This is a genomic window from Mycolicibacterium diernhoferi (assembly GCF_019456655.1).
In the GTDB taxonomy this organism is placed as follows: domain Bacteria; phylum Actinomycetota; class Actinomycetes; order Mycobacteriales; family Mycobacteriaceae; genus Mycobacterium; species Mycobacterium diernhoferi.
Genome location: NZ_CP080332.1, coordinates 2,012,161 through 2,032,097, shown reverse-complemented (window position 1 = coordinate 2,032,097; position 19,937 = coordinate 2,012,161). Strand labels below are relative to the sequence as shown.

Below are 19,937 nucleotides of genomic sequence, written 5' to 3'. Positions count from 1 at the left end.
GGTTCGCCTGTTCTCGTTTAGGCTGCCCCGAATGAGGGGGTCCACGAAACGTCATAGCAGTACCCGCATTCCGGGATTCGCGCAGTTACAGCGCCTCGGCAAGAGTCTGATGCTGCCGATCGCGGTGTTGCCGGCCGCGGGCATCCTGCTCCGGTTGGGTCAACCCGATCTGCTGGGCCGCATCGAGGCGCCGGTGATCGGGGCGTTCTTCAAGGCGATGAGCGCGGCCGGCGATGCGGTGTTCGCGAATCTGCCGCTGCTGTTCGCCGTCGGTGTGGCCATCGGTTTCGCACGGAAGGCCGACGGGTCCACCGCGCTGGCCGCGGTGGTCGGCTACCTGGTGGTCGAGGCGGTGTTCAAGACGATGTCGCCGATCGTGCTGGCCGGTGAGGTCGACAAGAACGGCGATCAGGCGCTGATCAACTACAGCGTGTTCGCCGGCATCGTGGTGGGCCTGCTCACCGCATGGCTGTTCGACCGGTATCACACCATCGAATTGCCGTCCTATCTGGGCTTCTTCGGGGGCCGACGGTTCGTGCCGATCGTGGTGTCGCTGGCCTCGCTGTTCCTGGCGTTCGCGATGAGTTACTTCTACCCGATCTTCGATGCCGGGCTGACCAGCCTCGGCCAGTTCATCGGTGGCGCTGGGGCTTTCGGGGCGTTCGTGTACGGGTTCGCCAACCGGATGCTGATCCCGTTCGGGTTGCATCACATCCCGAACTCGTATATATGGTTCCTCTACGGCGACTATCAGACCCCGGACGGCAACATCGTCACCGGTGAGCTGACCCGGTTCGCGGCCGGCGACCCGACCGGCGGGCATCTCACCGCCGGCTTCTACCCGATCCTGATGTTCGGTCTGCCCGCCGCCGCGCTGGCGATGATCCATGTGGCGAACAAGAAGCAGCGCAAGGTCGCGGTGGGCATCCTCGCCGCCGCGGCGCTGACCGCATTCCTCACCGGGGTCACCGAGCCGCTGGAATTCGCGTTCATGTTCGTGGCGTTCCCGCTGTACATCATCCACGCGGTGCTGACCGGGTTGTCTCTGGCGATCGCGTATCTGCTCGACATCCATCTGGGGTTCTCGTTCTCGGCGGGCCTGATCGATCTGCTGCTGTACGGCACCGCCCCGGCGGCCAAGAACATCCCGCTGTTGATCGGCATGGGTGTGGTGTTCTTCGTCGTCTACTACCTGTTGTTCCGGTTCGCGATCACCCGGTGGAACATGCGCACGCCGGGTCGCGAACCCGAGGCGGAGTTCGCGGCCGAGGAGGCGGCCAACCTGGGTGAGGGTGCCGGAACCACCGCGGTGACCGCCGAGGACAGCCGCGTCGAGCAGGTGATCGCGGCCTTCGGCGGGCGGGAGAACCTGGTCAACGTCGACGCCTGCATCACCCGGCTGCGGATGGAGGTGGCCGACCCGGCCAAGGTCGATCAGGCCCGGCTGAAGAGTCTGGGCGCGGCCGGGGTGATCGAGGTCGGCAACAGCGTGCAGGCGGTGTTCGGCACCGAGGCCGAGGCGATGAAGAACGACATCCTCGGCGTGCTGTAGCTCAGCGCGCCCGTCTTTCAGCGACCACCGCGGACGAGCCGGCCCGGGCGGGCACCGGTGTCCACACCGTCGCGTCGCGTGATCACCCCGTTGACGATGGTCGCGGTGTAGCCGGACGCGCCCTGCACGAGCCGGTGTCCGCCGGCGGGCAGGTCGTAGGCCATCCGCGGGGCGTGCAGGGTGAGCGCGTCCAGGTCGATGACGTTGATGTCGGCCTTCTTGCCCACCGCGATGACGCCGCGGTCGGTGAGCCCGAACAGCTGTGCGGTGTCGTGGGATTGCTTGCGGACCACGTATTCCAGCGGAAGTTTCTCGCCCCGGTGCCGGTCGCGCGCCCAGTGCGTGAGCAGGAACGTCGGATAGGAGGCGTCGCAGATCATGCTGCAGTGCGCGCCGCCGTCGGACAGGCCCAGCACACCGGCGGGGTGGGTCATCATCTCCCGGATGGCGTCGTGGTTGCCGTCGGCGTAGTTGAACATCGGCAGCATCAGCATGGTGGCGGCGTCGGCTTCGAGCATCAGGTCGTACATGGTGGCCAACGGATCCTGGTTGCGGTCCCGGGCGATGGCGGCGACCGTCCGGTCCGGGGTGGGCTCGTAGTCCGGTGGCTCCCCCAGCGAGTACAGCCGCTCGGTGGAGTACTGCGCCAGCGCGAACATGCCGTCGAACAGCACGTTCGGGTCGAGGGGCAGATCCTGCTCGGACAGGATCGCCTGGCGCACAGCCGGTTCGGCGAGGCGGGCGGCGAGTTCCTCACGGCTGCACTCGGCCTTGAGCCGGCGGTAGGTGGGCCGGTGGGTGAAGGCGTGGTGGCCCGGGAACCCGAGCAGCATGCCGAACGGCCGGGCCGCCACCTGGGGGTAGAGCCGACTGCCCGCCTGATGCGCGGCCGCGGACAGCTCGAGTTGTTCGCGCCACAGATTCGGGTCGGCGTCGACCTGGATGAGGGCGAAGCTCAGCGCGCAGTCGATCTCCTCGCCGAGGCGGCGCATCCACTCCAGTTCTTTTCGAGGCGCGACGATGTCCTCGCCGGCCGCGCCCTGCGGGGCGAGTTCGAAGACCGCGCCGCCACCGGCGGCGGTGGCCCGCCCGAGCGCGAACAGTTCGTCCTCGGCGGCGAAGGTGCCGGGCACCGGCTCGCCGTCCATGGCCCGGTGTGCCAGCGTCCGCGAGGACGAAAAGCCCAGGGCCCCAGCCTCGATGGCCTCTTGTACCAGTGCGCTCATCGCCGCGATGTCCTCGGCGGTGGCGGGCTCGTTACGGGCGCCCCGCTCCCCCATCGCGTAGGCGCGCACCGTCCCGTGCGCGATCTGGCTGCCCATGTCGACGGCCAGTTCCCGGCTCCCGATCACGTCCAGGTACTCGGCGTAGGTTTCCCAGCCCCAGGTGATGCCCTCGGTGAGCGCGGTGCCCGGGATGTCCTCCACGCCTTCCATCAGCTCGATGAGCCACTGTTCCTGACCGGGCCGCACCGGCGCGAAGCCGACCCCGCAGTTGCCGGCGACGATGGTGGTGACGCCGTGATTGCTGGAGGGTTCCAGCAGGTCGTCCCAGCTGACCTGCCCGTCGTAGTGGGTGTGGATGTCGACGAAGCCGGGCGCGACGATCTTGCCTGCGGCGTCGATGGTCTCGGCGGCCGGCCCGGCCAGCGGCGGATCGTTGGGGCCGCGTCGGCGGACCTCGACGATCTTGCCGTCTTTGATGCCGACATCCGCGGTGAAACGGTCGGCCCCGGTGCCGTCGACGACGGTGCCTCCGGTGATCTTGAGGTCGAACACGGTCAACTCCTTCGGTCCGTTCCTCGTGTCTAACACTTGGACCACGACCGGCTAGGCAGATTTGAGAAAGTGTTCACTGCGGGCCCGCTCCGGCCGGTGACACCCCGCCAGAAACCCTAGGGCGAGATCGATCGCACGGTCGCGTGCTTCCGCCCCACAACCGATACCGACGACCCTCAGCTCGAACTCGGCCCGAGATCGACCGTACGGCTGTGTACCCGGCGGACGCCGAGCGGATCAGCAGCCCTCAGCTCGATCTCACCCTAGGGATTTCAGCCGCACCCACACAGACTCCGCCGGTTATCCACAACCCGGTGACGACGCCGCCGAATATGTCGGCACCGCACTCCACCATGGCGATATGGAGCCCTTCATCGGCAGCGAGGCCGTGGCCCGCGGCGATATGACCAGGGGTGTCCTACGGGCGAGGTATACCGCGGTCCTGCCCAACATCTACCTACCGAAGGACACCGAACCCACCCTGTTGGATCGCGCGGAGGCGGCCTGGCTGTGGAGCGGGAAGTGCGGAATCATCGCCGGCCGCACCGCCGCGGGGATCTACCGGGATCCATGGCAGATCAGCGCCCACCCCGTCGACCTGATCGCCCGCAACAGCAGACATCCGCCGGGGATCGTCCTGCACAACGAGCGCATCTGCGTCGACGAAATCACCTACTGGAACGGACTCCCGATCACCACGCCCGTGCGCACCGCGCTCGACCTGGCGCGGCACCTGCCGCGCGACGAGGCCGTCACGCTGCTGGACCCGTTCACCGCGGCCACCGGCATCACCACAGACGACATCTGGTGGCTGGCAAGGCGCTACCGGGGAACGCGGGACATCCGAACGGCGCACCGGGCGATCCTGGAAATCGACCCCGGCGCCCGGACACCGGAACAGACCCGCGTACGGCTGCTGCTGTCCGACAGTGGACTTCGCCCCACTCACAGCCAGATCCGGGTCACCGACGGCTTCAAAGACGTCCTGCTGGCCATGGGCTGGCCCGCGCTGAAGGTCGGCGTCGATTGCGATCTCACCGATGCACCCACGACGTACATCGTCGCCACGTCAGAGTTCCTGCGCAGCCAGGGCTGGCTCTACGTACCGGTGCTGCCGCAGCACACCGCCGGATCGATCAGCCACCGCGTCCGTGAAGCGGTGTGGTCGCGGATCCGGAGACGTTAGAGGTCGGCGAAGCAGGGATCGCTGTCGCCGGTCGGGATCGTCGCATCGGTGGAGGAGAACTCGCCGACGACCCCGGTGTCGGTCACCTCGATGCTGTCGGCCTTGATGCCCAGTGGGTAGTTGTCGTTGAGCGTGGTGGTCAGCTCGTTGAGCGCGGTCTGCACGGCGTCCTTGCCGAACGGGCCGGTGACGTCGAGGACCTGCAGTTCCAGATCGCCGTCGGTGACCACCGGCTTGGCGGTGATGGTGGTGTCGCCGGTGGCCTCCAGGATCAGGGTGCCCGCGTTCGCATCGGTGCGTACCGCGGTGACGAGATCCCCGACGACGGGCAGGTTGTCGGCCACGGTGCTCTTGATGCCGTCCGCGGTCCAGGTCAGGGTGGCGCGGATCGAGCCGATGGTGCCCTTGGCGTCCGCCGAGTCCTGCAGGTGGATGTCGCTGAGCGTGACATCGGCGGTCATGCCCTTGGCTTCCTGCACCCGGTCGCCGGTGGTGATCACCGAGATGTCGCTGTAGCGGTCGGTGAGGTACTGCCACAGGAACGGCGGGCTCACCGAGTAGGACACGTCGGCGGTGTCCTCGACCAGGCAGTCGGTGATCCCGGACAGCACGGCGGCGGCGCGGTTGCGGGCGAACAGCTCGGCGCCGGCAAGCCCGCCGACCAGCACCGCCACCACGATGACGGCGATCAGGACGAGGCTCTGCTTGTTGCGCGGTGCCGGTGGCGGGGGCACCGCCATCCCGGGTGAGCGCAGCGGCGGCGGTGGGATCGGCGGCGGGGGCGCCTGGATTCGCTGGGTGGCCGGGTCCGGTGCCCGCAGCCGCTCGGTGGCCGGCTCGGGCCGGCGCGGCATCCGCTCGGTCGCGGCGTCCGGGCGCGGGATCCGCCGGGTCGGTGGGTCCGGGCGTGGGATCCGCCGGGTTGCCGGGTCGCGCGGCGGTTCGGGCGGCTGCATCGGCATCTGCCCAGTGTGCCAAAACGACAGCCGGGCGCAATCACCGCCGATCCCGGCAATCCGGTGTTGGATGGCAGCCATGAGCAAGCCCGACATCGTCATCCTGATGACCGACGAGGAACGCGCGATCCCGCCCTACGAATCGGCCGAGGTGTCGGACTGGCGGCAGCGGACCCTGAGCGGGCGGCGCTGGTTCGACGAGCACGGCGTCAGCTTCACCCGGCACTACACCGGATCGCTGGCCTGTGTCCCGAGCCGGCCGACCCTGTTCACCGGACAGTACCCGGACCTGCACGGGGTCACCCAGACCGACGGGCTGGGCAAGCGTTACGACGACTCGCGGCTGCGCTGGTTGCGCCGGGGCGAGGTGCCCACCCTCGGAAACTGGTTCCGCGCAGCGGGATACGACACGCACTACGACGGCAAGTGGCACATCTCGCACGCCGACCTGGAAGACCCGGCGACCGGGAAGATCCTGGCCACCAACGATGACGACGGCGTGGTCGACGAGGCCGCGGTGCAGGCCTACCTGGATGCCGACCCACTGGGCCCGTACGGGTTCTCCGGTTGGGTCGGCCCGGAGCCGCACGGAGCGGCCATGGCCAACAGCGGTTTTCGGCGCGACCCGCTGTTCGCGGACCGGATCGTGGCCTGGCTGGAGGACCGCTACGCGCGGCGCCGTGCCGGGGACCCCGCGGCGCTGCGGCCCTTCCTGCTGGTGGCCAGCTTCGTCAATCCGCATGACATCGTGCTGTTTCCGGCGTGGTCGCGACGCAGCCCGCTGTCGGCCTCGCCACTCGATCCCCCGCATGTGCCGGCCGCGCCCACCGCGGACGAGGACCTGAGCACCAAACCGGCGGCCCAGGCCGCGTTCCGGGACGCCTACTACTCCGGGTACGGACCCACCGCGGCGGTCTCGCGCACCTACCGGCGCAAGGCCCAGGACTACCGCGACCTTTATTACCGGCTGCACGCCGAGGTGGACGGCCCGCTGGACCGGGTGCGCCGGGCGGTCACCGCGGGGTCGGCGGAGGCGGTGCTGGTGCGCACCTCCGATCACGGGGAGCTCCTCGGCGCGCACGGCGGGCTGCACCAGAAGTGGTTCAACCTGTATGACGAGGCCACCCGGGTGCCGTTCGTCATCGCCCGCATCGGCACCCACGCCACGCAGCCGCGCACGGTGTCGGCGCCGACCAGCCATGTGGATCTGGTGCCGACGCTGCTCGGCGCGGCCGGGGTCGACGTCCCCGCGGTGGCCGCGGACTTGGCGCAGTCCTTCTCCGAGGTGCACCCGCTGCCCGGGGTCGACCTGATGCCGGTGGTCGACGGCGCCCCGGCCGACGAGGACCGGGTGGTGTACCTGCTCACCCGCGACAACGTGCTCGAAGGCGACACCGGGGCGTCCGGGCTGGCGCGACAACTGGGGCGCGACGTCAATCCGCCCGCGCCGCTGCGCATCCGGGTGCCCGCGCACGTCGCCGGGAACTTCGAGGGCCTGGTGTCCCGCGTCGATGACCGGTTGTGGAAGTTGGTGCGCACCTTCGACGATCCGGGCACCTGGACCGAGCCCGGGGTGCGCCAGCTCGCCTACACGGGCCGCGGCGCGCCGCGTTACCGCAGCGATGTGCTCGACGATCAGTGGGAGCTCTACGACCTGACCGGCGACCCGGCCGAGGCCGTCAACCGCTGGGAGGACCCGTCGCTGCACGAGCTACGGGCGCTGCTGCGTACGCAGCTCAAGCAGGTGCGCGCGGCCGCGGTACCGGAGCGCAACAACCCGTGGCCGTATGTGCGACGCCAACCTCCGGAGCCGTCGGGCGGGCTGTTCGCGCGCCTGCTGCAGCGGTTGCGCCGCTGAGTCACTCCTTGGCCAGATGCACCAGGAACTCGATGGTGGCCGCCGGCTGGACCTCCAGCAGCGAGGCGGCCGGTTTCGGCGGGACGACGTCGAAGTCGGGCAGCCGGATCGCGATGGCGCCGGCCACGTCCACCCGGTCCCCGTTGCGCTGGATCTCGGCCACGGCGGTGGCGGGCCGGGCGACACCCTTGAGCGTCAGCGTCACCGGAATCTCCAGCCGCACGGGGCTGCCGTCGGCGGGCACGCCGGACACGTCGACCGGTCCGTTGCCGGTGAGCGTGGCGGTCGGGAACGTCGCCGTCTCCAATGCGTCGGCGCTGCGGAACTTCTCGTCGCGGCCCGGGCTGCCCGATTTCATGGTCGCCGGGTCGACGGTGAATTCGAGCGACGTCAGTTCGGAGCCGGTGATCTCCGCGGCTCCGGTGACGGCGTCGGTGCGGCCGTTCACATCGACCAGTTCCCACAGCAATTGCTGCTGCACCCGGTAGCCGGCCTGCGAGCCCGGCTGCACCGTCCACGCTCCGTCGACGCCGGTGCTCGCCGGCCGGGTGTCGGACGGCAGGGTCAGGGCGGGTTGCGGCGGCTCGGCGACGAACCTCGTATAGGCCCAGGGCGCCGCGGCCACCGCACCCAGGGTCAGCACTGCCAGCAACCCGACCACCACGAGCCAACGCTTCCGGTTCACGGGCAACATCCTGACAGAACCGGTCGACGGGGAGCCGCATTGCCGTGACGCAGCTAACGCCCGGCGGGTCTTCGATTATTGTTTCCCGGCCACGGCAAATACCATCGCTGTTGATATGACCGAGAATGCCCTCGACACCCGTACCGCCGGCCGCGTCGCCGCGGAGGCGGCGCGGCGCCGCACCTTCGCCGTGATCAGCCACCCCGACGCCGGTAAGTCGACGTTGACCGAGGCGCTCGCGCTGCACGCCCGGGTGATCAACGAGGCCGGCGCCATCCACGGCAAGGCGGGCCGCAAGTCCACGGTGTCGGACTGGATGGAGATGGAGAAGGCCCGCGGCATCTCGATCACCTCGACCGCGCTGCAGTTCCCGTACCGCGACTGCGTGATCAACCTGCTCGACACCCCCGGCCACGCCGACTTCTCCGAGGACACCTACCGGGTGCTGACCGCGGTGGACGCCGCGGTCATGCTCATCGACGCCGCCAAAGGTCTTGAGCCGCAGACGCTGAAGTTGTTCCAGGTGTGTAAGCACCGCGGCATCCCGATCATCACGGTGATCAACAAGTGGGACCGCCCGGGCCGGCACGCGCTGGAGCTGATGGACGAGATCCACGAGCGGATCGGGCTGCGCACCACCCCGCTGACCTGGCCGGTCGGCATCGCCGGGGATTTCAAGGGCGTGATGGATCGCCGCAAGGGCAACTACATCCGGTTCACCCGCACCGCCGGTGGCGCCACCGCCGCCCCCGAGGAGCACATCGCCGCCGAGGCCGCCCACGACGCCGCGGGCATCGATTGGGACAACGCGGTCGAGGAATCCGAGCTGCTGTCGGCCGACGGGTCCGACTTCGATCCGGACACCTTCCGGACCGGCGAGACCTCCCCGGTGCTGTTCACCTCGGCCGCGCTGAACTTCGGCGTCAACCAGCTGCTCGACGTGCTGGTGGAGCTGGCGCCGTCGCCGGGCGCCATCGTCGACGTGGAGGGCAACCCCCGGCCCGTCGATGCACCGTTCAGCGCGTTCGTGTTCAAGGTGCAGGCCGGGATGGACTCCTCGCACCGGGACCGGATCGCCTACGCCCGGGTGTGCTCGGGCACCTTCGAGCGCGGCGATGTGCTGACCCACGCCGGCACCGGCAAGCCGTTCGTCACCAAGTACGCCCAGTCCGTGTTCGGCCGCGAGCGCTCCACCCTGGACGACGCCTGGCCCGGTGACGTGATCGGCCTGGCCAATGCGGCGGCGCTGCGTCCCGGGGACACCCTGTATCGCGATGTGCCGGTGACGTTTCCGCCGATCCCCAGCTTCTCCCCCGAGCATTTCGCGGTGGTGCGCGGCAAGGATCCCAGCAAGCACAAGCAGTTCCGCAAGGGCATCGAACAGCTCGACCAGGAGGGCGTGGTGCAGGTGCTGCGTTCGGACAAGCGTGGCGAGCAGGCACCGGTGTTCGCCGCCGTCGGGCCGATGCAGTTCGAGGTGGCCGCGCACCGGATGGAAACCGAGATCGGCGCGGCCATCACCATGGAGCCACTGCCGTACCAGATCGCGCGGATCGTGGAGCCCGAGGACGCGGAGTTCATGAACAAGCAGGTGTCCGCCGAGGTGCTGACCCGCAGCGACGGGGTGCTGCTGGTGCTGTTCTCCACACCGTGGCGGCTGCAGGGCTTCCAGCGCGACCACCCGGAGATCAAGCTGCGCTCGCTGGTGGCCACCGCCGACTGAAACCCGGCCCGATCCGGGCCGCTACTTCAGCGCGCTGCCCTGGCGCCACTGCGCCCAGGGCACGCTCCAGTCCCCGTTGTTGGTCGGGGCCAGCGGTTCGCCGCCGGTGTTGCGGATCTCGACGATGTCACCGGGCCGCGAGAAGTGGTAGAACCACTCGGCGTTCTCGCCGCTGAGGTTCAGGCAGCCGTGGCTGACGTTGGTGTTGCCCTGCGCCCAGATGGTGTCGTTGAGCTGGTGTAGATAGATGCCGTCCATGCTGATGCGGGTGGCCCACGGGATGGTGTTGCGGTAGCCGAGCCGGGAGCCGACCGGCAGACCGTAGGTGGAGGAATCCATGATCACCGGGTTGGCCTTGTCCATCACGGTGTAGACCCCGCGCGGAGTCCAGAAGCTCAGCGTGGTGTTGCCGATGGTCTCGCTGCCCCCCATGCCCATCGAGGTCGGCATGGTGCGGACCAGCTTGCCGTTCTCGTAGACGCTGACCTGTTTGGTGGCGTCATCGGCGATCGAGACGTGCGCGTCGCCGATGGTGAACGACACCTTCTCGTCCTGCGCGCCGTAGAGGTCCTCGCCGAGGCGGGTGCCGTAGATGCCGGCGTCGACGGTGACCTTGGTGCCGGGGGCGTAGTACTTCTCCGGGCGCCAGTGCGCGGTCTGGTCGTCGATCCAGTTCCAGGAGCCGACGGTCTTGGGCTCGGTGGTCACCGTCATGCGCCGTTCGGCGGTGGCCTTGTCGGTGATGGTCTGGTCGAACCGCGCGACCACCACCATGCCGATGCCGTAGGTGGCGCCTTCCTGCAACGGGGCGTAGGCGGTGCTGTTGAGGTACACCCGGGCCTGGTAGGCCGGGTCCACGGTGGTGAAGGTCGAGCTCTCCCGGGTCGGCATGCCGCCGGGACCGCGTCCGTGCACGGTCAGGGTGTAGCTGCGGCCGTAGCCCAGCGGCACCGCCGGCGTCCAGGAGGTGCCGCCCTCGGCGAGCACCCCGGGGATCTCCTTACCCGCGTCGTTGACGAGGGTGACACCGGCGAGGGTGCCGCTCTGGGCGGTGACCGAGACCTCGCCGACGGGCTCCACCTCGGCGCGAGGTCCGGGGTTGATCGTGATCCGGGGCGGCTCGATCGGTGAGGCCTGCGGCAGCTCCTGCGTCGTCGCGGTCAACGTCTGGCAGTGCCCGGTGCAGCCGGGCAGCACGGTCAGGACGACCCCGCCCGCCACGGCCAGCACGGCAAATACGATCGCCAAACAGGCACGACGAACAGAGGTCAACACAACTCCAATATGGTTCGGCGAGGGCCGGTTTGATCGGGACTCCGATCGCTGTGTCCATGGTAGCCCGGTGCGCGGCTCCGGTGGGTAACGGCATGTGCTCTGCTCGGAGTCGATTCGACCAAGCGCCGGCCTACCGGAATCGGTCGGCGAACGGGACCTTGTCGAGGATCCGGTCGCGCAGCCGCGGCGGCGCAGGTGCCTGCGGCGGTGGTGCGGGCGCGGCCGGCACGATGTTGATCGTTTTCGCTTGCACGGGTGGGGTTTTCGGTAGCGGTGTCTCGGCGACCGGCTGCTGGGGCACCGGGGCGGACTCGACCGCGACCGGACGGACCGGCTGCTGCTGCTGCTCGGCCGGTGCCCCGTACGCGGTCAGGGCGAGCGACACGGAGACCACGAACACCACGGCCGCCACACCCAACGCGGCCGTGAGCACGCGGACGCGCGAGACGTGGTGGTGCGGGGCGGGCACCGCCGGGATGTTGGCGGTGTGCGCGGAGGCCAGCGCGGCGCCGCGGGTGAGCGCGAAGTCGGCCTCGGTGGCGGTGACGACGGGGCGGTCGGTCTCCTGCTGGATCGCGGCGACCAGCGCGTTGGGGTTCTCCGAGCCGAGCACGTAGACCGCGTCGGGGCTGGGCCGGGCGGCGTGCACGAGGGCACGCACCCGGTCGGTGAGGGTGGCGGTGTCGGCGTGGTCGATGCTCTCCACGGCGATGTGGAACCCGTCGATGGTGGCGACCACCGCGTTGTCGGGTTCGACCACGACCACGATGAGGAAATCCTGGCCGGCCTTCTCGGCGATGCCGCGGGCCAGGGCCTCGGCGGCGTCGACGTCGCGGACCGGGACGACGGGCGCCCCGCCGGCATAGACGTCGAGGGCCTCGCGGACCTTGATGGCCTCGGTTTCGGCGTCATGCGACCAGGTCAGGCCGATGGCGTGCAGATCCGCGTCGGCCGGGATCTCGGCCAGGAAGTCCCCGATGTGGTCGACGTCGAGCACGGCGCGGTCGAGGTGGTCCCCTTCGCCGGTCACCCCGTCGACCAATTCCCCGTGGATGTCTTTCGAGGTCACCGAAAGGCCCAGTACGAGGCTCATGATGACCCCCTCGATCCATTGACACTTGCATTCGAGATTACCCAGCGGGCGGGTCTACGAATCCAGGTAGGTACGGACCGCTTCGAAGGCGGGGGCGTCGAAGGCGACGATGCGGACCTGTGCGACCCGGGTGTCGGTGGCCGCGATGGTGTCGATGGCCGCGGCGATGGCGTCATCTCGTGGCCAACCGTAGATACCGGCGCTGATCAGAGGGAACGCCATGCTGGCTGCCCCCAGTTCGTCGGCGACCTGTAGGGAGCGGCGGTAGCAGGATTCCAGCAGGGCACGGTCGCGCTGGCCGGCGGTGTAGTTGGGTCCGACGGTGTGCACGATCCAGCGGGCGGGCAGGTTGCCGGCGGTGGTCCAGCCGGCGTCACCGGTGGCCAGACCGTCGGGGAACCGCCGGATGCAGTCTTCGAGTACCGCGGGCCCGCCGGCCCGGTGGATGGCGCCGTCGACGCCCCCGCCGCCGCGCATCCGGCTGTTCGCGGCGTTGACGATGGCGTCGACGTTCTGCCTGGTGATGTCGCCGTGCACGGCGGTGATGTCCGGCATCGGGCCAGTATGCGCTTTGGGCGCTACTCCCCTGCCTGCTCGCCGACGGTGACCGGCACCCGGCCGGTCGGATAGGGAAGGTCGATGTCGTGTTCGTCGTAGGCCTTGAGGATCTCGCGGCGCAACCGTCGCTGCACCGACCATTGGGCGTTGGGCCGGGTCTTGATCGTCATCCGCAGGGTGACCCGGTCGGGTGAAAGTTCCTGTACGCCGAGCATTTCGGGTTCACCGATCACCTTGGCCGCCACGGCCGGGTCCTTGATGGCCTGCTCGGCGGCTTCCAGGGCGACCTGTTCGGCGCGGGCGAGGTCGACGGTCAGGGCGACGGGGAGCTCGACGCGGGCGACGGCGTAGTCCTGGCTCATGTTGCCGACCCGGGCGATCTCACCGTTGCGGACGTACCAGAGGGTGCCGTCGATATCGCGGACCGTGGTGATGCGCAGCCCGACGGACTCGACCTCGCCGGTGGCCTCGCCCAGATCCACGGTGTCGCCGACGCCGTACTGGTCTTCGAGCAGCATGAAGACGCCGGTGACGAAGTCGCGGACCAGATTCTGCGCACCGAAGCCGATGGCCAGCCCGACGACGCCGGCGGAGGCGATGAACGGGGCGATGTTGACGCCGAGCACGTTGAGGATGGTCAGTGCCACCCAGATCAGCAGCACGATCGAGACGGTGGATTTGAGCACCGAGCCGATGGTCTGGGCGCGTTGTTGACGCCGCGCAGCGACCTTGGCCGCGCTGACCGAGCCCGCGCGCTCACGCAGGGCGCGCAGCAGCGGCGGGATCTTGGTTCGGGATTCGTCGGCGGTGGGCTGGGCTTCGTCGACGATCTTGGGCCTGCGCCCGGTGGTGGCGCGGTCGATGGCCCGGTGGATCAGGTAGCGCGCCACCAGCGCGATGACCAGGTACGCGACGACTCTGATCGGCACCTCGAGCAGCCAGTGCTTGCTGGTGTCGGTCCATTCGAAGGCGACGTTGTACACATCCATGCTGGGGCGCGTACCCGGTTTGGTGGGGGGTCAATCTGGGGTCGTTTGCTGCGTGAGGGGGTGATCTCGGCGTCGGTGCGGGTCACGGGCGGAACGGCGGTGCGGGAGAAAAATAGGTGTGGTCCGCCGAAACTCCGCCGCAAAACCCTCAGCGATGCCCTGGGCCCGGCGACCGTACTCGCCGACGTCGAGGTCACGGTCACCTCGCCGGTACCGCGACGCCAGCCGCGCCAGGGTGTCGGCGCCCTCGTTCAGCGGTTCGCCGCGGTGGCCGGGCGCCCACCGCACGTCGATCCGGTCGCGTTCGGCACGGATCTGTTGGCGCGCGGCCTGCAAGAAGCCACCGGCCGGATAGTCGATGGGCATCACGTCGTGACCGCGCTTCCACCGCTGCACCACGGCGACGGCATCCTGGCTGTCGGACACGATCGACAGGTGGCGCCGGGTCAGCTCGCGGACGGCGTCACCGATCGCGAGCAGTTCGGCGACGAGGACCGGTTGCTTGCCAACGATTTTCGGTACAGACCGGTACCCGGCCATCCCGTAATACGCGGTGCAGGTCAACCACGCGAAACCGGCGTGCTCACCACGCACGGATCCGTCGGTGGCCACCGTGACCGGCTCCAGGTCGACGGTCAACGGCGCCGCGGGCGCGGGCGGAGCTTGGCGCAGTTGCTCCACCGCGGCGTCGAACAGGTGTTGATCGGCGGTGTCGGGACGCTCGATCCACCAGATGCTGTGGGCACGGCCCCACACCGGGCTGGTGGTGGGCAGGTTGACCAGGAACCGCATCCGCAGGTGCTTTCCGTGCTCGGAGCGGATCCGGTCGATGGCGTCCAGCAACGCGGTGTCCTTGCCGGTCGTGGCGACGAAGCCGGACCAACACCGAAGCTCCCCGACGGCGGCGTAGCGATATCCGAAATCGGCGGCGGCAACGGCGATCGCGATCGTCTCGGGTGGGCGCGGGCGTGCGTAGACGAGGTCGACCGGTTTGGGTCGGGCTCGTGGCAGCGGGACCATCACGCGGCGTCCGGTGGGTACTGGCCGCGGTCGGCGTGCTGTAACTGCCCGTCGCGGTAGGGCCGGCCGGGCTGACCGGCCGGATGCGGGTGCCGACCGGGGGTCGTGGTCATGGTGTCCTCCGTCATTCGCTCTGTGCTCAAGCGAGCCGGACAGAATGACAGAGGGCACCGACAAATCCGGGTTGAGACTGCGCACAGGTGGTAACAAGGGCACATGCCCGACGCCGTCGATCCGCTGCTGTTGGGTCAGCGCGTGGTCGCAGTCCTGGAGACCGGGTTGCGGACCGCGACGTACAAACTGGCGACACTGATGGCACTGATCGATCACTGCATCGAGCACCTACCGGACGATCCGGCCGCTGCGCGGACGGTGCCGATCCCCGATCTGGCGCACCGCGTGCTGGAACTGTATTGGCGTCAGGTTCGGCCGTTCGAGGGCCATGAGCTCCGGCAGTCCACGGGTGAACGCGCGCGAATCCCCCGAGCCGTCACGGCGTTCCGATCTGCGGCGGGGCCGGCGCGGTCTCTTGCCGCCGCCATGAACAGTGCGCCCCCGGCCTATGAGACGGCGATCGACGAGATCACGTTGTGCCTGGCGCAGCAGCCACTCTTCCGGTTGCAGCGGGTACCGGGAGCGCAGACCGGTGACCGCTTTCTGTACGACGATTCGTTTCTGCACTCGGGTATCTCGCGTTCGGCGTTGCGTGCCCGCGGTGACGCGATCGACCTGCTGCCCGGCGTCGCGGCGGGCTTGGCCCGACTGGCCGGGCTGCTCAAACCCGCGCTGGAGATCATGTGGGTCGACGATGTACGCCGGATGAACAAGTTCCTGCACGCCGACGTACCCGATATCGCCGGGCATCTGTTCGGGCGGGACCGCACAGCACTGGCCGCGGTACGGGGACCGTTCAAGGAGGCGTTCGGTCCGCACTGCTTCTACTGTCGCGCTCGGCTGCCCGTGGACAACCCGATCGACCACGTGCTGCCGTGGTCGCTGGTCGGGATCGACGGTCTGGCGAATCTGGTGCTGGCCTGTGCACGGTGTAACACCGACAAGCGGCATGCGCTGCCCGCCGTCGACATCGTGGACCGGGTGCTCGGTCGCGACCGAGACGCTCTGGAGCAGATCGCCGATCAAATCCGGTGGCCCACCGAGTACCAACGGGTGCAGGCCGCCGCGCGCGGTATCTATCGCGGGCAGCCTCCGGGAGTCGCGACCTGGGCGGGCTACAAGTCGAGTGTGCGGTGGGATCTGGCGTTCGCGCCGGTGTGGCTGGAAGGGACGACAAGTTGACGGCGATCTACCGGGTGCGGGTCGACCTCGACGGCGCCACACCGCCCATCTGGCGGCGGCTGGATCTGCGTGCAGATCTGCCGTTGGACGTGGTACATCTGGTGGTGCAAGCGGCGTTCGAATGGGAGAACCGCCACCTGTACCGATTCGCTACGGGCGGTGGCCCGTTCGATGACGGCAGCCAACGCTATCTCTGCGATGAGGACATCGCCGAAGGCGAAGACCAGGGCGCGCCGGCATCGCAGACGCCGCTGAACGCCGCTTTGCATCGCCCCGGCGACCGACTCGCATACGTGTACGACTACGGCGACTTCTGGGAATTGACGTTCACACTCGAGCAGGTCACGACAGCACTGGACGACTCTCCTGCGGCGGCGGTCATCGACGGCCAGAGGGCAGCGCCGCCGGAGGACAGCCGGGGGTTTGTCGATACCCCATCGCCTGACACCGTTTTCGAAGTCGACGAGATCAACGATGCACTGCGCAGCCCCCTGTTTGTCGCGCTCACCGTCGGCGTGGATTCTCGGCTCGTTGCACTGCTCAGTCGGCTGCCGAATGGCCTCGGCAGCATCAGCGTGGCTCGATTGGGCTCCGCCCCCACAACAGTCGGTGACGCCGACCTCCGGGCGAACCTCGCCCCAGTCCGGTGGTTTCTGAACCGCGCGGCTGACGGCGGGATTCCGTTGACCTCGGCGGGCTACCTGAAACCCGCCGACGTGACCGCGGCGTCCGAAACTGTTCCGGAAATGGCCGATTGGATCGGCAAGAACAACCGAGAGGTGAACTGCCTTCCGCTGCTGGCTTTTCGACAGTCACTCCAGACGATGGGATTGCTGCGCAAATACAAGGGATCGCTGGTACTGACCAAGGCCGGGGCCGCGGCGCAGCGGGATCCGGTGGTGCTGTTGCAGCATCTGGCGTCGCGGTTGGTCCCCAGCGACCCACACACATTCGAGTGTCACGCCACGCTGTTGTTCCTGGCGCAGGCCGGCGGGTCCGAGGATTCGTGGGTGCGCATCGGCGAGATCGCGGAAGCGCTGACCGACCTCGGCTGGCGAACCGCGGACGGCCGGGGCGTCGAGACCTACGAAATAGCCCGGTTAGCGGTCGGCGGGGTGCTCCGGAACATCTGCAACCGGCCGCGAAAGTTCGCCGAACACAACTGGGTGAGCCCGGCCGCGGCAGCGTTGGCGCGAGCAGCACTACGACCAAAACGACCACGTCGCTAATCGGTTGGCGCGAACAGCTCAATTGGTCCTATCGTGGCGCATGGACAGCACCGTCACCGCACGCAAGCCAAGAAGCAGCTGAACCACCTCTTGGCCGAGGTCGAGCGCCCTGGCGCGTCGGTGACGATCACCAGACACGGGAGACCGGTCGCAAGGCTCGTTCCGGTACAGCCGACCCCGAGAACGTTCGGACAGCTACCGAATCTGTTTGTGCCCAACGATTTCGACGAGCCCCTGTCTGAGTCGGAAGTCACGAATTGGGATGCCGCCGAGGAGCGATGAATGTACTCCTGGACCCAGATACCCGCGTATGGGTCAGCGCCGCATCCGCCTGGGAGATCGCCATCAAGACCCGGATCGGCCGACTCGACGGCTTGGCGCTGTTGTCGGCCTGGTCAGACGTCATCGCCGGCATGAGTGCCGAGGAACTACCCATCGAATCAGGTGATGCAATTCTCGCCAGGCGCCTCCCTTGGCCACGCAGAGGTCCCTTCGACCGGGCGCTGGTCGCCCAGGCGCTTCGCCGAAACCTGACCATCGCGACCCGTGACAGCAAGATCCTCGACGCCGCGCTGGTCTCCGCACTCAAGGTGTGAGACGCGGCATCGCCGTGCCGAACCTCGATCTTCTGCATATCCGCTGCACTTGCCGATGGTCGTCGTATACGCCCACCAACACCGATGTCCGTCCACAGGCGTCATACAGGCCGCCACAGGTACCGCGCCAGGCAACGATGAGTTCGAGGAGGCGCCGCAACCGCGCGAGGTCCTCCTCGCGGCGAGCGCTCACATCGCACGATCGGCCCACATCTAGGCGCCGATATCTGGCGCCAGGGGTAGGCTCACTACATGTCTACACCAACGGCGACTATCCGGGTCCCCGCGCCGACGCGCGACCGCCTCGCCGCCCAGGCCCGGGAGCGAGGCATATCCATTGCCGCGCTACTCACGGAGCTGGCCGCACGCGCAGAGCAGGAGGCAGCCTTCAGCGCCGAACGCGAGGCCACACGGGCCGAAGCGAGCGCCCCCAACGCACGCGGCGAGGACGGCGACTGGAGCGACACGGTCGATGACGGAATCGCCTGAACCGCGGCGCGGTGACCTGTGGCTCGTTGCGCTCGGTGCCGCACGCAATGGAGAGCCCGGCAAACATCGACCCGCCGTGGTCATCTCCGTCGACGACCTACTAACCGGGGTCGAGGACGAACTCATCGTTGTCATTCCCGTATCGAGTTCGCGCGCGGGAACCCCACTGCGACCGCCAATCTCACCCGATGAAGGCGTAGACACCGCAAGTGTGGCTGTTTGCCGCAGCATCCGGTCCGTCGCACGCACCCGGTTGTTGAAACGACTCGGCACGCTCACCCCCGAGACCATGCGCCAGATCGAGCGCTCGCTCAGTCTGATTCTGGGGATTCGCATGCCGGACTGAGCTGCAGCCAGCGCCGTCACGACCATTCATGCTCGCAGTTGTCGCAGTGCCAGTCGTCAGCCCCTTCGACGCAGCCACCGAGATACACCCACGGCCCGAAGTAGTCGGGAGAAACCGGCTCCCCGTACGCGATCCGCTGGGTTCGCGCTCCGCCGCACTCCCGGCACTCGGGGTGCTGGGCGAACCGGAAGTCGATGAAGGACGAGAAGTTCCCGTTGCGCATCCGGACGTGACAGCGACGACACAGCACCGCAGGCCAGTCGCGGACCTCGTCGCGCAGCGACGCCCGGTACGGTCGATACCGACCGGGGTGGTCCACCGGCCGGATCGGTGAGTGCGGCGTCGGGCGCGGCAACGGGTCCGCGGTGTGGATATGCATCCGATCGCGGGCATCGATGCCGCGCAGGTCGATTTCTTCGTCACACGAATCGCATTTACCGTTGAAATTCAACAAGATCCGTGCCGCGGAGACCGACGAGTGTCCCCAGCGCAGGAACGGGCCGCCCCGCGCCCGGCTCTCGTGCAGCGCAAGGATGACCCGCTCGGCATCGTCGTCGGTGAACCGCCAGGTGGTGAACGCGTCATCCAGGTCGAGCACCATCGCCAGGGTGGCCAGGTCGACGAGGTTCGAGCTGCCGACCCAGTGGTCGTTGAACAGCGCCCCACCCAGACCGCCCTCGTGGTCGATACGCCCGAGCAGCGTCAGCACCGACACCGGATCGGTGCCGAGCACCATGACGGAGTAGTCACCGGGACGGGAATCACCGAAGGCGTACCGCCACGGCCGATACGGCGAATCCGGCTCGAGCAGGGTGATGACACCGTCCTTCCAGTCGGCTGCTTCCACGAGGTGAAGTCGGTGGTGAATTGTTCGCTCCATAGCAGAATTATCCCAGCAGGGTCTGACAATTCAGCGATCGTCAGAGTTGCTACACGGAGCGAGGACACACCCGTTCAGGCGCGGCGGAACAGCTCCGCCGGCCGCCCCCGGCCGGCGGCCACCCGCTCCCCGGTGGGCTCCAGATGCGGTTCCATGGCGCGCCGGAAGGTGTCGCGCTGCAGCTCCTGACCCAGGATCGCTTCGTGCACCAGGCGGAGGTCACGCAGCGTGAAGCCGTCCCCTAAAAGGCGATCGGGATCCGGCGTGGAGGCGTACAGCCGCACCCCCACGGTGGCCGCGCTGTATGGCGCACGCCGCGGCGCTCGTGCCGCCCTGGGCGAGGTGTTGGCGGTGCCGCCGGAGGCGAACCCGAACCCGGCGTACCGGGAAGCGTTGCGGCGGTTGGAAGCAGCCTAACGATCGATTGC

Annotated in this window: 21 protein-coding genes; 11 read left to right on the top strand and 10 right to left on the bottom strand. The window is 68.5% G+C overall.

Translation table 11 applies throughout. From position 1 onward, the window contains the following. The first annotated feature begins 31 nt into the window (after positions 1–31). A complete protein-coding gene (locus tag K0O62_RS09520) occupies positions 32–1,552 on the top strand; it encodes a PTS transporter subunit EIIC (RefSeq protein WP_073858606.1) in 1,521 nt (506 codons plus the stop codon). A 17-nt stretch (positions 1,553–1,569) separates the two neighbouring features. Here the strand turns inward: K0O62_RS09520 and K0O62_RS09515 are convergent, their stop codons facing one another. Next, positions 1,570–3,330: an N-acyl-D-amino-acid deacylase family protein gene (locus tag K0O62_RS09515; RefSeq protein ID WP_073858627.1), complete on the bottom strand. Its 1,761-nt coding sequence runs from the start codon at positions 3,328–3,330 to the stop codon at positions 1,570–1,572. Between the two features lie 361 nt (positions 3,331–3,691). Here K0O62_RS09515 and K0O62_RS09510 point away from each other — a divergent pair, with 361 nt between their 5' ends. Next, on the top strand, positions 3,692–4,516 hold the full coding sequence (locus tag K0O62_RS09510) for a hypothetical protein (protein WP_073858605.1): 825 nt from the start codon (positions 3,692–3,694) through the stop codon (positions 4,514–4,516). Here K0O62_RS09510 and K0O62_RS09505 read toward each other — a convergent pair. Further along, positions 4,513–5,478: an LmeA family phospholipid-binding protein gene (locus K0O62_RS09505; protein WP_073858604.1), complete on the bottom strand. Its 966-nt coding sequence runs from the start codon at positions 5,476–5,478 to the stop codon at positions 4,513–4,515. The genes K0O62_RS09510 and K0O62_RS09505 overlap by 4 nt on opposite strands. Before the next feature lie 73 nt (positions 5,479–5,551). Between K0O62_RS09505 and K0O62_RS09500 the strand changes: the two genes are divergently transcribed. Next, entirely contained in the window at positions 5,552–7,330 is a 1,779-nt protein-coding gene (locus tag K0O62_RS09500) for a sulfatase-like hydrolase/transferase (protein WP_073858603.1), read from the top strand. Between the two features lies 1 nt (position 7,331). Here the strand turns inward: K0O62_RS09500 and K0O62_RS09495 are convergent, their stop codons facing one another. Beyond that, positions 7,332–8,015: a YceI family protein gene (locus K0O62_RS09495; RefSeq protein WP_165637033.1), complete on the bottom strand. Its 684-nt coding sequence runs from the start codon at positions 8,013–8,015 to the stop codon at positions 7,332–7,334. Between the two features lie 115 nt (positions 8,016–8,130). Between K0O62_RS09495 and K0O62_RS09490 the strand changes: the two genes are divergently transcribed. Continuing rightward, positions 8,131–9,738, top strand: a complete 1,608-nt coding sequence (locus tag K0O62_RS09490; protein ID WP_073858601.1) for a peptide chain release factor 3 — start codon at positions 8,131–8,133, stop codon at positions 9,736–9,738. Positions 9,739–9,759: 21 nt separating this feature from the next. Here K0O62_RS09490 and K0O62_RS09485 read toward each other — a convergent pair whose 3' ends face one another. The 5 genes from K0O62_RS09485 to K0O62_RS09465 all read right to left on the bottom strand — a co-directional run bounded on the left by K0O62_RS09485 (position 9,760) and on the right by K0O62_RS09465 (position 14,673). Continuing rightward, positions 9,760–11,013 (bottom strand): L,D-transpeptidase, encoded by a 1,254-nt coding sequence (locus K0O62_RS09485; RefSeq protein ID WP_079244667.1) that lies wholly within the window; start codon positions 11,011–11,013, stop codon positions 9,760–9,762. A 130-nt stretch (positions 11,014–11,143) separates the two neighbouring features. Next, entirely contained in the window at positions 11,144–12,106 is a 963-nt protein-coding gene (locus tag K0O62_RS09480) for a DUF7159 family protein (protein WP_073858599.1), read from the bottom strand. A gap of 54 nt (positions 12,107–12,160) precedes the next feature. Beyond that, entirely contained in the window at positions 12,161–12,661 is a 501-nt protein-coding gene (locus K0O62_RS09475; RefSeq protein ID WP_073858598.1) for an O-acetyl-ADP-ribose deacetylase, read from the bottom strand. A gap of 23 nt (positions 12,662–12,684) precedes the next feature. After that, positions 12,685–13,653, bottom strand: a complete 969-nt coding sequence (locus K0O62_RS09470) for a mechanosensitive ion channel family protein (RefSeq protein ID WP_073858597.1) — start codon at positions 13,651–13,653, stop codon at positions 12,685–12,687. 30 nt (positions 13,654–13,683) lie between these two features. Continuing rightward, positions 13,684–14,673 carry an RNase H family protein gene (locus tag K0O62_RS09465; protein WP_073858596.1) on the bottom strand — a complete coding sequence of 330 codons (990 nt, stop codon included), beginning with the start codon at positions 14,671–14,673 and terminating at the stop codon, positions 13,684–13,686. A 216-nt stretch (positions 14,674–14,889) separates the two neighbouring features. On the opposite strand from K0O62_RS09465, the gene K0O62_RS09460 reads away from it, so the two are divergent. From K0O62_RS09460 to K0O62_RS09435, 6 genes are all read left to right on the top strand, one after another. Beyond that, the gene (locus K0O62_RS09460) at positions 14,890–15,969 is read left to right on the top strand and encodes an HNH endonuclease (protein WP_073858595.1); all 1,080 of its coding nucleotides are present in this window, start codon (positions 14,890–14,892) and stop codon (positions 15,967–15,969) included. Next, positions 15,966–17,198 (top strand): IS1096 element passenger TnpR family protein, encoded by a 1,233-nt coding sequence (locus tag K0O62_RS09455; RefSeq protein ID WP_073858594.1) that lies wholly within the window; start codon positions 15,966–15,968, stop codon positions 17,196–17,198. The genes K0O62_RS09460 and K0O62_RS09455 overlap by 4 nt, the downstream gene beginning before the upstream one ends. Positions 17,199–17,231: 33 nt before the next feature. After that, positions 17,232–17,480: a type II toxin-antitoxin system Phd/YefM family antitoxin gene (locus K0O62_RS09450; protein WP_073858593.1), complete on the top strand. Its 249-nt coding sequence runs from the start codon at positions 17,232–17,234 to the stop codon at positions 17,478–17,480. Next, positions 17,477–17,794 carry a type II toxin-antitoxin system VapC family toxin gene (locus K0O62_RS09445; protein WP_073858592.1) on the top strand — a complete coding sequence of 106 codons (318 nt, stop codon included), beginning with the start codon at positions 17,477–17,479 and terminating at the stop codon, positions 17,792–17,794. Before K0O62_RS09450 ends, K0O62_RS09445 begins: the two co-directional genes overlap by 4 nt. Before the next feature lie 252 nt (positions 17,795–18,046). After that, positions 18,047–18,283, top strand: coding sequence for an antitoxin (locus K0O62_RS09440; protein WP_073858591.1), 237 nt, complete (start codon positions 18,047–18,049; stop codon positions 18,281–18,283). After that, the gene (locus K0O62_RS09435; protein ID WP_073858590.1) at positions 18,267–18,629 is read left to right on the top strand and encodes a type II toxin-antitoxin system PemK/MazF family toxin; all 363 of its coding nucleotides are present in this window, start codon (positions 18,267–18,269) and stop codon (positions 18,627–18,629) included. Before K0O62_RS09440 ends, K0O62_RS09435 begins: the two co-directional genes overlap by 17 nt. Positions 18,630–18,645: 16 nt before the next feature. Here the strand turns inward: K0O62_RS09435 and K0O62_RS28625 are convergent, their stop codons facing one another. Next, the gene (locus K0O62_RS28625; protein ID WP_234800241.1) at positions 18,646–19,476 is read right to left on the bottom strand and encodes a hypothetical protein; all 831 of its coding nucleotides are present in this window, start codon (positions 19,474–19,476) and stop codon (positions 18,646–18,648) included. Between the two features lie 107 nt (positions 19,477–19,583). Then, entirely contained in the window at positions 19,584–19,793 is a 210-nt protein-coding gene (locus K0O62_RS09425; RefSeq protein ID WP_411551110.1) for an NrtR DNA-binding winged helix domain-containing protein, read from the bottom strand. Between K0O62_RS09425 and K0O62_RS09420 the strand changes: the two genes are divergently transcribed. After that, positions 19,774–19,926 (top strand): hypothetical protein, encoded by a 153-nt coding sequence (locus K0O62_RS09420; RefSeq protein ID WP_205870816.1) that lies wholly within the window; start codon positions 19,774–19,776, stop codon positions 19,924–19,926. The two genes, K0O62_RS09425 and K0O62_RS09420, sit on opposite strands and share 20 nt — an antisense overlap. The last annotated feature ends 11 nt before the right edge of the window (positions 19,927–19,937 follow it).